At 69.6% G+C, this 12,452-nt stretch carries 9 protein-coding genes; 4 read left to right on the forward strand and 5 right to left on the reverse strand.

The window, feature by feature from the left end; translation table 11 throughout:
- Window positions 1–863 (forward strand): bifunctional phosphoribosylaminoimidazolecarboxamide formyltransferase/IMP cyclohydrolase (gene purH / locus QZV94_RS17390; protein WP_293679456.1); only part of this gene is annotated, 863 nt, incomplete at its 5' end.
- A gap of 34 nt (window positions 864–897) precedes the next feature.
- Here purH and QZV94_RS17395 read toward each other — a convergent pair.
- Both QZV94_RS17395 and QZV94_RS17400 read right to left on the reverse strand, forming a co-directional pair.
- Window positions 898–5,739 (reverse strand): NAD-glutamate dehydrogenase, encoded by a 4,842-nt coding sequence (locus QZV94_RS17395; protein ID WP_293679459.1) that lies wholly within the window; start codon window positions 5,737–5,739, stop codon window positions 898–900.
- A gap of 179 nt (window positions 5,740–5,918) precedes the next feature.
- Window positions 5,919–7,052, reverse strand: coding sequence for an AI-2E family transporter (locus QZV94_RS17400; protein WP_293679462.1), 1,134 nt, complete (start codon window positions 7,050–7,052; stop codon window positions 5,919–5,921).
- A 180-nt stretch (window positions 7,053–7,232) separates the two neighbouring features.
- Here QZV94_RS17400 and QZV94_RS17405 point away from each other — a divergent pair, with 180 nt between their 5' ends.
- The gene (locus QZV94_RS17405; RefSeq protein ID WP_293679465.1) at window positions 7,233–8,741 is read left to right on the forward strand and encodes a helicase HerA-like domain-containing protein; all 1,509 of its coding nucleotides are present in this window, start codon (window positions 7,233–7,235) and stop codon (window positions 8,739–8,741) included.
- Here QZV94_RS17405 and QZV94_RS17410 read toward each other — a convergent pair whose 3' ends face one another.
- The gene (locus QZV94_RS17410) at window positions 8,742–9,329 is read right to left on the reverse strand and encodes a TetR/AcrR family transcriptional regulator (RefSeq protein ID WP_293679468.1); all 588 of its coding nucleotides are present in this window, start codon (window positions 9,327–9,329) and stop codon (window positions 8,742–8,744) included.
- 63 nt (window positions 9,330–9,392) lie between these two features.
- Between QZV94_RS17410 and QZV94_RS17415 the strand changes: the two genes are divergently transcribed.
- Complete coding sequence (locus tag QZV94_RS17415) at window positions 9,393–10,355, forward strand: dienelactone hydrolase (RefSeq protein WP_293679471.1); 963 nt, start codon at window positions 9,393–9,395, stop codon at window positions 10,353–10,355.
- Window positions 10,356–10,453: 98 nt separating this feature from the next.
- Here the strand turns inward: QZV94_RS17415 and QZV94_RS17420 are convergent, their stop codons facing one another.
- Window positions 10,454–11,233 carry an SDR family NAD(P)-dependent oxidoreductase gene (locus QZV94_RS17420; protein ID WP_293679473.1) on the reverse strand — a complete coding sequence of 260 codons (780 nt, stop codon included), beginning with the start codon at window positions 11,231–11,233 and terminating at the stop codon, window positions 10,454–10,456.
- 51 nt (window positions 11,234–11,284) lie between these two features.
- Here QZV94_RS17420 and QZV94_RS17425 point away from each other — a divergent pair, with 51 nt between their 5' ends.
- Window positions 11,285–11,701: a YkvA family protein gene (locus tag QZV94_RS17425; protein WP_293679475.1), complete on the forward strand. Its 417-nt coding sequence runs from the start codon at window positions 11,285–11,287 to the stop codon at window positions 11,699–11,701.
- Here QZV94_RS17425 and QZV94_RS17430 read toward each other — a convergent pair.
- Window positions 11,698–12,452: DMT family transporter (locus QZV94_RS17430; RefSeq protein WP_293679478.1), on the reverse strand; the 755-nt coding region annotated here is incomplete at its 5' end. The genes QZV94_RS17425 and QZV94_RS17430 overlap by 4 nt on opposite strands.

Here is a 12,452-nt window from a genome sequence, read left to right on the forward strand (position 1 = left end):
GCACCGGCGTCGCCACCGCCAGGCAGCTCCAGGGCAAGGAGCTCAGCTACAACAACATCAACGACACCGACGCGGCGTTCGAACTGATCGCCGAGTTCGACCCCGCCGCCGGGCCGGCCTGCGTGATCGTCAAGCACGCCAATCCCTGCGGCGTCGCCACCGGCAAGACCATGGTCGAAGCCTATGAGCGGGCGCTGGCCTGCGACCCGACCAGCGCCTTTGGCGGGATCATCGCGCTGAACCAGCGGCTGGACGCGGCGACCGCGACCGAAATCCTCAAGCTTTTGACCGAGGTCGTCATCGCGCCGGAGGCCGACGCCGACGCCATCGCCTTGTTCGAGAAGAAAAAGAATGTCCGCCTGCTGACCACCGGCGGCCTGCCCGATCCGCTGTCCAGCGGCATGACCTTCAAGTCGGTGGCCGGCGGCTTCCTGATCCAGAGCCGTGACGACGCGCGGATGACGCCGGCCGACCTCAAGGTCGTCACCAAGCGCGCGCCGACCGAGGAGGAGGTGCGCGACATGCTGTTCGCCTTCACCATCGCCAAGCACGTGAAATCCAACGCCATCGTCTACGCCCGCAACGGTCAGACCCTGGGGGTCGGCGCGGGGCAGATGAACCGCAAGGACTCAGCGCGGATCGCGGCCCTGCGCGCCGCCGACTTTGGCCTGGACCTGACAGGCTCCGCCTGCGCGTCGGAAGCCTTCTTCCCCTTCCCCGACGGCCTGATCCAGGCCGCCGACGCCGGCTGCACGGCGGTGATCCAGCCTGGCGGCTCGATCGGCGACGCGGCCGTGATCGCCGCTGCGGACGAGCGCGGCCTGGCGATGGTGTTCACCGGGGTGAGGGTGTTCCGGCACTGAGGCCGCGCTCCCGCCCTGGTGGGAGGAAATGCAGCTAGCCTGCTCGTCGCTTCCGCGCCCTCGCCGCGTCGGCCGCCAGCTCGCGCAGGGCGGCATTGGCTATGGTGAGCTTGGCGAAGGTCCAGCCGCCGCCGCCGGCTTCGATTTCCTCCACAGTGCGCGTCGCCTGGTGGGAGAGCTCCGGACGCAGCGCCGCCCAGGCGGCGACCGCCTTGCTGGCGGTGGACGCGTCCTCCCCGGCCTGTGCGTCGCCGGCGAAGGCCATGATCGCCCGGGTCAGCTGCGCCTGCTCGGCCAGCAGGTCCTCGATCAGGCGCCTCAGCGCCGTGCGCTCGAAGATGTCGCCCACGCGGAACTCGCCGGCCGCGGCCCGCAGCCGATCGAAGGCGTAGGTCGCTCCGGTGGCGTAGTAGAGCCGCGCCACGTTCGCGAGCGGCCAGGAGGAGCCCTCGGCCAGGTCGACGAAGTCCGCAGCGCTGGTGAGCGGGCCGACCACGGCGGCGGCCAGCGCCATTGGGGCCGGCGCGCCGGCCTCGACGAGCAGGCCGAGCTGACGCTCCACTGCTGCCCGTTCCACCTTCGGCAGGATATCGGGCAGGAGGCCGTGCAGGCTCTTGAAGCCGGGAGCATAGCGCGCGACGAGCTCGGCCACGTCCATGCCCTCACGCCCCGCCTGGCGCGCCAGCCAGAAGGTGGCGCCCCGCAGCGCCGCCACCAGGCGACGGAAGAGCGCCATCTGGGCGGCGGCGGGGATCTTCAGGTCCTGGGCCTCGACCGCCGCCCACAGGACTTCGAAGTCGAGCGCCTGCTTGGCCGCTTCGTAGCCGGCGGTAAAGGCGACCACGTCGCAGCCCGCCGAGGACATGATCCGTCCAGGGAAGCTGGGGCCGCAGCGGTTGACGATGTCGTTGGCGATCACCGTGGCGATGATGTCCGGCCGTAGTCGATGACGGCGGATGGCGTCGGCATACTTGCGCAGCGGCCTGGGGAAATAGGCCTCCAGCCGGCCTTCGAAGAACGGATCGGCCGTGGCCCGGCTGGCGACGATCTCGCGCTTGAGCTCCAGCTTGCCGTAGGCCAGCAGCACCGCCAGCTCTGGCCGGGTCAGTCCCTTGCCGGCCTGCTTCCGCTCGGCGACGACGGCCGCATCCGGCAGACCCTCGACCACACGGTCCAGGCGCCCGGCCTGCTCCAGCTCCGTCATGAACCGTGCGTGCGGTTCCAGTTCGCCGACCGTGTCCATCTCCAGCAACGAGAGCGCCAGGGTCTGCTCGTAGTTGTGGCGCAGTACGTGGGCCGCCACATCGCCGGTCATCGAGCGCAGCAGCGTGTTGCGCCGAGCGCGGGTGAGCTGCCCGCTACGCTCGAGGATGCCGGTGGTGATCTTGATGTTCACCTCGTGGTCGGACGAGTCGACGCCGGCGGAATTGTCGATGGCGTCGGTCTCCACCCGCCCGCCGGCAAGCGCGAACTCGATGCGGCCGGCCTGGGTGAGGCCGAGGTTCGCGCCCTCGCCCACCACCTTGACCCGCAGGTCCGCGCCGTTGACGCGCACCGCATCGTTGGCCTTGTCGCCGGCGTCCATGTTGGACTGGGTCCTGGCCTTCACATAGGTGCCGATGCCACCGAGGTAGAGCAGCTCGGCCGGGGTCTTCAGGATCAGGTGGATCAGCTCGGCGGGCGACAGGCTCTCGGCCTCCGTCCCGACGAGCGCGCGCACCTCCGGTGTGAGTGGGATCGCCTTCAGGGCGCGCGCGAAGACCCCGCCGCCCCTGGAGATCATCTTCCTGTCGTAGTCGTCCCACGACGAGCGCGGCAGGGCGAACAGGCGCTCGCGCTCGACGTAGCTGGTGGCTGGGTCCGGGTCGGGATCCAGGAAGATATGGCGGTGGTCGAAGGCGGCCTGCAGCCGGATCTGCTTCGACAGCAGCATCCCGTTGCCGAACACGTCGCCCGACATGTCGCCGCAGCCGATGACGGTGAAGGGCTCGGACTGGATGTCCTTGCCCATCTCGCGGAAGTGGCGCTTCACCGCCTCCCAGGCGCCGCGGGCGGTGATGCCCATGGCTTTGTGGTCGTAGCCGACCGAGCCGCCCGAAGCGAACGCGTCCCCCAGCCAGAAGCCGTAGTCCTCGGCGATCCCGTTGGCGATGTCGGAGAAGGTGGCCGTACCTTTGTCGGCCGCGACCACCAGGTAGGGATCGTCGCCGTCGTGGACGATCACGCCCTCCGGCGGGTCGACCGCGCCGCCAGGCGTGAGGTTGTCGGTGATGTCCAGCAGGCCCGAGAGAAAGGTCCGGTAGGCGGCTATGGCCTCGGTCCGCACCGCGTCCTGGGTCCCGCCCTTGGGCAGCTGCTTGGGGAAGAAGCCGCCCTTGGAGCCCACCGGCACGATCACCGCGTTCTTCACCTGCTGGGCCTTCACCAGCCCCAGGACCTCGGTGCGGAAGTCGTCGCGGCGGTCGCTCCAGCGCAGGCCGCCGCGCGCCACCGGGCCGAAGCGCAGGTGAATCGCCTCGACCTGCGTCGACCAGACGAAGATCTCCCGGTAGGGCTTGGGCAGCGGCAGGTCGGCCAGCTCGCCGCTCGCGACCTTGAAGGAGATGTAGGGCTTCGGCCCGCCGTCGGCGGCCAGCTGGTAGAAGTTGGTCCGCTGGATCGCGCCGACCAGCAGGGCCAGGCGGCGCAGCACCCGGTCGTCGTCCAGGCTCTCGACGTCCTGCAGCGCGTCCACGATCTCAGCCATCACGGCGGCGGCCTGGGTCTTGCGCGCGTCCAGGGTGACGGCGATGGCCGGGTCGAACTTCACCCGGAACAGGTCGAGGATCAGGCGGGTGACGCCTGGGTGGTTTGACAGCGCCTCCTCCTGGACCCGCTGCGAGGGGTCCAGGCCGGACTGTTGGCGATAACGGGCCAGCGCGCGCACCAGGGCCGCGTCGCGCCACGGGATGGAAAGCTCCAGGACCAGGCGGTTGAAACCGTCGTTCTCGGTGCGGCCGGTCCAGACGGCGACGACCGCTGCTTCCAGCGCATCCTTGACCTCGGCGAACACCAGGTCGGCGCCACGTGGGTCTTCGATCTCGAAGTCGTGCACCCAGACTGCGTCCTGACCCTCCGGGTTGATCGCGAAACCGGCCTCGGCCAGGGCTTTCAGGCCCATGTTCTCCAGGATCGGCAGCACGTCGGCCAGCGCCGCCGGCACGACTTGGCGGTAGAGCTTGAGGCGGAAGTTCAGCGGTCCGTCGGCGGCGGTGCGATAGGCGCGCGCGCAGAGCGAGTTGCCGGCCGCGAAGGCTTCGATCACCGCAACGTCCTCCAGCGCCTGCGCGGCGCTGAAGCGATCGCGGTAGCCGGCCGGGAAGGCGTCACGGTACTTGGCCAGCGTCGCGGCGACCTCAGCCGGGTCGCGGGCGCTGGAGCGGACCGCGGCATCGAAACGGTCCTCCCAGGTGTGCGCCGCCTCGGCGATCTCGGCCTCGACCTTGCGTAGGTCCGGATCGCGATGGTGGCCTGGAGAGAAGCCGATGATGTAGTGGACCCGCGCCAGCGGGCTGTCGTTGAAGCTCGGATAGTAGGCCGACAGCCGACCCCCGAATGCCTGGGCGAGCAGCTCGCCCGCCCGCTTGCGCAGGTCCGAGTCGTAGCGCTCGCGCGGCACGAACAGGAGAATGGAGGCGAACCGGTCGAACGGGTCCTTTCGCTCGAACAGCTTCACCCGCGGGCGGTCGGACAGATGCAGGATGCCCAGCGCCTGGGCGAGCAGCTCGTCCTCGGTGATCTGGAAGAGCTCGTCGCGCGGATGGTTCTCGACGATGTTCTTGAGGCGCTTCTCGTTGTAACCGCCAGGCGCGGCGCCGGCCCGGGCCAGGACGCGGCCGATCTTCTCGCGGATCAGCGGCACCACGCTCGCCGGCTGGTCGTAGGCCTCGGCGGTGAACAGGCCCACGAACCGGACCTCGCCGCTCGGCCGCCCATCCTCGCCGTAGCGCTTGATGCCCACGTAGTCCATGTAGCCGCGGCGGTGGACGCGGCTCCTCACATTGGACTTGGCGATGGTGACCGCAGGGTCGCGGACGATGCGATCCTTGACCTGGCGCATGAGCACCGCCGGCTCGTTGGCCCGGCGCAGCACGGTGCGGTCGGGATCGCGCAGCACGCCCAGGCCGTCCTTGGCCTGGTAGACCGGCTCCTCGGCGGCGTACTCACCCGACTTCAGCTTCGGGTACTCATAAATGCGCGCGCCCAGGAACACGAAGTGGTCCGCGCTAAGCCACCTCAGGAACTCGACCTCGTCTTGCCGCACCCGGCCGGTGGCGGCGACCTCTTCGGTCGAACGCTGCATCAGCGCCAGCATGGCGGGGAAGTCCTCCACCGCCGCCCTGACGTCGGTAAGGGTCGCCCTCACTCCCTCCACCAGCGCCTTCTCGCGGTCGGGGCCGAGGTCCTCGATCAGCACCGCGATCATCGATTCGCGGCGCGGCCGGCCGGCCTGGGCGCGCAGGCCTGCTCGGTCGCGGCCAACCACCACGATCGGGTGCACCATGGCGCGCACGGACAGCCCCTGGTCGGCAATCTCGCCCATCACGCTGTCGACGAGGAAGGGGGCGTCGTCCTGCACAATCTCAAGCCGGTCGAGCTTGGCGCCCGTCGCCGCGGCGACCCGGATCAGGGGCGCGCGGCCCCGTCGGCGTTCGCCGAAGCGCCAGAACTCGGCGAGGTTCTCCGCCAGATCGGCGAGCGCCAGTTCGGGCAGTTCGTCCGGGGCTGCGTCGCTCGCCGCCTGGGCGGCGTAGGTCTTGGCGGCGGCCGACGTGTCGTCCGCCAGGGCGGCCCTGAGGGCTTTGGCGAGCGTCGTCGCGGCGCGGCCGCGGCTCATCGGCCGAGCCCAGACACGAGAACGCCGCCGGAGGAGAGTGTCCGGCGGCGTGTGGCTCCGCCGTGGGGGAGCGGCGGAACACGGGGTGCTCGCTGCGCCTGTGGGGTTGGGGGGCAGGCGCATCCGCCGAACGAATGTGTCGTCCAGCAAACTCTAGATAGGAAGGCGACTGTCACGTTTTAAGTCCCTTGATTGCTCTTTTTCCGGCCGGCGCGCGCGCTTGGCGGCGACGGCGCGGGCCCGGCGCTTGACGGTGGCTCGACCTGCTTGTGCTGGCCCGGATCCCCGTCGGCGGACAGCAGCACGGCGATCCAGCGCGTGCCGGGGAACTGCGCAAGGATCACCATCATCACCGTGGTGAGCGGCGTCGAGAGGAAGGCTCCGGTCAGGCCCCAGAGCACTGTCCAGAAGGCCAGCGCCAGGAGGAGCACGATGGGGTCCATGTTGAGGCTGCGGCCCTGCATCCGCGGCTGCACAACGTTGCCCACGAACATGCCGATGACCTGCAGGACACCGAACAGGATCACCGCCGGCCAGATGGTCTCGAACTCCACCAGGGCGAAGATGGGCGGCACGGCGACGGCGACGATGCCGCCCACCACCGGGATGTAGGAGGCGATGAAGATCAGGATCGCCCAGAACACCGCGTTGTCGAGACCGACCGCGGCCATGGCGACCCACGCCGCGACCGCGATCATCAGGCCGGTGATCGTCTGCACCCACAGATACTGCTCCACCCCGTTGCGGATGCGCAGGAAGGCCTCGACGGCCTCCTGCCGCTGCTCGCGGGCGCGGAACAGGTTGACCGCCTTGCGCTCCCAGCCCCGCCGCGACGCCAGGATGAAGCCCAGATAGACCAGCACGAAGGCGGCGGTGGAGGCGAAGCTCTGCAGGCCCTTGGCCACCTGCCCCAGGTAGCTGGTGGGGTTCAGCTGCTGGATCAGCTGGGTGAGCGTCGGCGGCACGTCCATGCCCGCCATGGCGGCGACACGGGCGATCAGGCCGTTCAGGCGCGGGGTGTAGTCCACCAGCTGCCCAACGAAGGCCGTGGCGTTGTCGACGATGAAGAAGGCCCCTCCGCCGAAGATCAGCACCGACAGGGCGATCGCCATCGGCATGGCCGCGCCGCGCGACACGCCCGGAAGGCGCGCCTGCAGCACGCGCGCGAAACCGTCGACCATCAGCGCCAGGAACATCGCCAGCGCCAGCGGCGTCAGGATGTCGGCCAGGAGGAAGAGCACCGTCCCGGCCGCGATGGTCGCCAGAATGACCAGGGCGTTTCGCGAGACGGGATCGACGGTGGGTGCGGGCATACGGCGCTTTCGAGGGCTCGGTGGGGCCCTCGCAGGGCTTCCACGCCGTCCAATCGACCGTGCTCTACCCTTGTTCCCGCCCGATGGGGAGCGGCTTTGCCTCGACAGCCACGTTTTGCGCGCGTTGAGCGCTGGCCAACCTGCGCCTATGAAGTGGAGGTGTCTGCGGTAGGAGTCTCCATGTCCGAGAACGGCGTCCTCATCGGGTTCTCCGACCATCCCGAGGAGCTCCTGCTCACTCGCGCCAATCGTCATGGCCTGGTGGCCGGCGCCACGGGCACGGGCAAGACCATCACCCTGCAGGTTCTGGCCCAGGGACTGTCGGACGCCGGCGTTCCCGTCTTCGCCGCCGACGTTAAGGGCGACCTCTCCGGGATCAGCATGACGGGCGCCCCGAACGAGAAGATGCTGGCGCGCGCCGCGGCGATGCAGGTGGAGCTGCGCCCCGCCGCTGCGCCGACCGTGTTCTGGGACCTGTTCGGCGCTGCCGGCCATCCGATCCGCGCCACGGTTTCGGAGATGGGGCCGCTTCTGATCTCCCGCATGCTGGAGCTGAACGACGTCCAGGAGGGCGTGCTCACGGTCGTCTTCCGGGCCGCTGACGAACAGGGGCTGCTGCTGCTGGACCTGAAGGACCTGCAGGCGATGCTGGCCAACGCCGCCGAGAACGCCAAAGACCTCTCGGCCCGCTACGGCAACATTTCGCCCGCCACCATCGCCACGATCCAGCGCGGCCTGCTGGTGCTGGAGAACCAGGGCGGGACCAACATCTTCGGCGAGCCGGCGCTCAGGCTCTCCGACCTCATGCGCTGCGACGCCTCCGGCCGCGGTTACGTGAACCTGCTGGCCGCCGACAAGCTGATCGCGAGCCCGAGGCTCTACGCAACCTTCCTGCTCTGGCTGCTCTCGGAGCTGTTCGAAGAGCTGCCGGAGGTGGGCGACCTTGATCGGCCGAAGCTGGTGTTCTTCTTCGACGAGGCGCACCTCCTGTTCCGCGACGCCCCAAAGCCGCTCCTGGAGAAGGTCGAGCAGGTCGTACGCCTGATCCGCTCCAAGGGGGTCGGGGTCTACTTCGTCACCCAGAACCCGGCCGACATCCCGGAGACCGTGCTGGGGCGGGTGGGCAACAGGATCGAGAATGGTCTGGGGGGCTATACCCCGGTGGAGCAGCGGGGCCTCCGCGCCGCAGCCGACAGCTTCCGCCCCAACCCGGCCTTCGACACCGCCGAAGCGATCCAGGGGCTGGGAGTCGGCGAGGCGCTGGTCTCGGTGCTGGACGACCGCGGCGCGCCGACCGTGGTGCAGAAAACCAAGGTCCGCCCACCCAACTCCCGCATGGGTCCGGCCACGCCGGCCGAGCGCGCGGCGCTGATGGCGGCGAGCCCGGTGAGCGGGCTCTACGACCAGGCCGTGGACCGCGAGTCGGCTTACGAGATGCTCAAGGAGAAGGTGGCCGAGCGGGGGTCGGACGCGGAGCCCGAGGAAGGCCCACGACAACGCGAAGAATATGACGAGCCCGAACGCCGCGCCCCAGCCCCGCGCGCCTCCAACCGCCAGGGGATGGGCGAGGCGTTCGCCAAGTCGATGCTGCGCACCCTTGGCAGCCAGGTCGGGCGCGAACTCATCCGCGGCGTTCTGGGCGGCCTGACGGCCGGCAGCCGCCCGACGCGGCGCCGGCGGCGCTACTGATCAGTCGCCGCTGAGGGTCTTGTCGAGAATCGCCTCGACCAGTTCGGCCTCGGTCAGTGGCTCGGTCATGAACCCCTTCAGCCGACCGCCCTGCACCAGGGCGATGAAGCCATGCAGCGTTGACCAGCCGGTGATGGTCCGGCGTGTGATGGTCGCCGGGTCGGCCTCCGGGTCCATGCGGCGCACCGAGGCGCTGAGGGCGCTCCAGGAGTCACCGGCCGCCTTCAGCAAACCGGGCGTGGCCCCGGGGCCGAGCAGGTCGCTGGCGAACATCAGCCGGAAGAGGCCGGGCTTGCGGAACGCCAGCCCGAGGTAGAGCCGCGCCGTTTCCCGCTGGGCGACGACGGGATCGGCATGCTCGGCGGCCACGCGCTGGTAGTCGTGGGTGAGCTGGACGAAGCCACGCTCGGCCACCTCGGACAGGAGCGCGCGCCGGTCGGCGAAATGCCGGTAGGGGGCAGCCGTCGAAACGCCCAGCTGCTTGGCGAGATCGCGAAGGGAGACGGCCTCGGGGCCGCCCGTGTCGACGGCCGCACTGGCCTCCTGCACAAGCGCGGCGCGCAGATCGCCGTGGTGGTATCGGGGCATATCCAATGTTGACACAGCTAACATTGGCCCGCAATGTTAGCGGCGCTGATATCGGAGCTTGCGATGCGGATCCTGCTCGGGACTTTGGTCTTGTGGCTACTGCTGGCGGTGGGAGTGGCCCAGGCCCGCACGGTGGGCTTCGAGACGCTGTCGGTTCCGGTGGCCGGCGATCGGCCGCTGGCGGCGATGATCTGGTATCCGGCCGATGCCCCGGAACGCGCCGTGAGGCTCGCCCTCTACCACCAGTCCGTCGCCGTCGAAGCGCCCGTCGCCGGGCGTGGTCTCCCGCTTGTGGTGATCTCCCATGGCGCGGGCGGGGCGAACACCGACCATTTCGACACCGCCCGCGCCCTGGCCCGGGCAGGCTTCGTGGTGGCCGCCATTACCCACACGGGCGACACCCGCGGCGATCGCAGCCGAGCGCTGCGGATCACCGAGCGCCCGGGAGAGCTGATTCGGCTGATTGACTACATGACCACCGAGTGGGCCGGACATCATGCCGTCGACGCCGGGCGCGTCGGGGCTTTCGGCTTCTCCTCCGGCGGCTTCACGGTCCTGGGCGCGGTGGGTGGCGAGCCGGACATGGCGCCGGCCGCGCGGCACTGCGCCGAGCATCCGCACTTCTACGACTGCCAGGTGCTGCGGGGCCTGTCGGGCGCGACGGCCAAGCCCCCGCTCGTGGCGCACGATCCGCGGATCCGCGCCGCGGTGGTCGCTGCGCCGGCGCTGGCCTTCACCTTCGCGCCGGATGGCCTCGCGAACGTGACCGTCCCGGTCCAACTCTGGCGTGCGGAGTGGGACACGGTCCTGCCGCAGCCCTACTACGCCGAGGCCGTCCACCGGATGCTGCCGAAGGCGGAATACCGCGTCGTCCCCGGCGCCGAGCACTTCGACTTCATGGCGCCGTGCAGCGAGGCGTTGGCCAAGGCGGCGCCTCCGATCTGTGTTGGGCTGATCGACCGCGCGGCCTTCCACAAGACCTTCAACACCGCGGTTGTGCGGTTCTTCCAGCGAACCCTGCGCTAGGACCGCGGAGCAGCGCCCAGGTTCTCGGCAGCTGCGGCTCCAGACGACGAAGCCTCCGCTTTCGCGGAGGCTTCGGGCCGTTCGCAGTCGTCGTAGATCTACCGCGGCGCCATGCGGATGGCGCCGTCGAGGCGGACGTCCTCGCCGTTGAAGTAGCCGTTGGTGATCATGGTGAGCGCCAGTTGGGCGTACTCCGGAGCCTGGCCGAGGCGCTTGGGGAACGGCACCTGGGCGGACAGGGCTTCCTTCACCGCCGGCGGAGCGCCGGCCATCAGCGGGGTCTCGAAGATGCCCGGCAGGATGGTGTTCACGCGGATGCCGTCGCCCGACAGGTCGCGGGCGATCGGCAGGGTCATGCCGACCACGCCGCCCTTGGACGCCGAATAGGCCGCCTGGCCGATCTGGCCATCCTCGGCCGCCACGCTGGCGGTGTTGATGATCACGCCGCGCTCGCCGTCGATGGGCTCCAGGTCCAGCATGCCCTTCGCCGACTTGGCGATGCAGCGGAAGGTGCCCACGAGGTTGATCTGGATGATGAAGTTGAAAGCATCCAGCGGGAAGTGCTTGGTCTCGCGGGTCTGCTTGTCGCGGCTCGCGGTCTTGATGGCGTTGCCGGTGCCGGCGCAGTTCACCAGGATGCGCTCCTGGCCGTTGGCGGCGCGCGCCTTGGCGAAGGCGGCGTCGACCTCTTCTTCGGAGGTCACGTTGCACTTGCAGAAGATGCCGCCCACTTCCTTGGCCATGGCCTCGCCGGTGGTTTCATTCATGTCGAAGATCGCGACCTTCACGCCCTGGGCCGCCAGGGCCCGCACGGTCGCCCCACCGAGGCCGGACGCGCCGCCGGTGACCACCGCTGCGACGGAAGAGTTGAGTTGCATGCCGGAGCCTTCCCATATGTTCGCCGTAAATTCGCGCGAAGGCTTAGTCCGATGAGCGGCCGCAAGAAAGTCTCACCTGACGTCACCTTCGATCCGCAGGCGCCCATCGCCCCCGATCGCGCGCTCGTGCCCTCTGTGATGAAGCTGAACGAGCAGCGCGTGGAGCTGGGTTTCTGGCCCAAGATCCGGCGTGTAGCGGCCCGCGTGCCCTTCGCCAGGGACGCGCTCAGCGTCTGGTATTGCGCGAAGGACGAGGAGACGCCGATCGCCGCGAAGGGGATGATGCTGGCGGCGCTCGCCTATTTCGTGCTGCCGGTGGACGCCATACCCGATTTCATCGCCGGCCTCGGCTACACCGACGACGCCGCGGTGTTCGCCGCCCTGCTGGCGGTGCTCGGGCGCAACCTGAAACCCAAGCACAAGGCCGCAGCCCGCCGCGACATCCAGAGGCTCCGCGGCGAAGACTAGCGCTCCGGCTCCGGCGCGGCGCTCAGCTTCGCCGAGCGGGCCAGCTGCTGCTCGCGCCATGTGATCACCAGGGTGGAGGCCACCACGATCCCAGCGCCGAGCCAAGTCCATACGGTCGGCACCTCGGCGAACAGCAGGAAGCCGGCCGTGGCGGCGAACACCAGGCGGGTGTAGTCGATCGGCGCCATGGCGGCGGCGTCACCCAGCTGCATGCCTTTGATGTAGCAAGCCTGGTTGGCGGTCGCGATCGCGCCCATGGCGCAGAGCAGCAGGAAGTCCTGCAGGTTCGGGACCCGCCAGGTGATCACTGCCCCGGGGATGGCCAGCACCACGCCCAACACTGCCGACCAGACCAGGATCACCATCGGGGCATGGTCCCGGGTCAGCACCTTGATGCCGGTCACCGTGAAGGCGAACAGGAAGGCCGACGCCAGCATCGCCAGCGCCGGGAGGCCAACGGCGAACTCTCCTCCTGCGCCGGGCCGGATCATCACCAGCACGCCGACGAACCCCACCATGGCGGCGGCGATCCGCATCGGCCCTACCTTCTCCCGGAGCACCAGGGCGGCCAGCGGCACGAGCCAGAGGGTGCGAGTGAAGCTGAGCGCATTGGCGTCGGCCAGCGGCATTTCCTGGAAGGCGTAGAAGGAGAGGATCATGCCCGCCGTTCCGGTGAGGGACCGGAAGAGCATGATGCCGGGACGGTTGGTGGCGAAGGCGGCGCCGCGGTGGCGCAGGATCACCGGCAGAA

The sequence above is a fragment of the uncultured Phenylobacterium sp. genome (assembly GCF_902826855.1).
GTDB lineage: Bacteria > Pseudomonadota > Alphaproteobacteria > Caulobacterales > Caulobacteraceae > Phenylobacterium.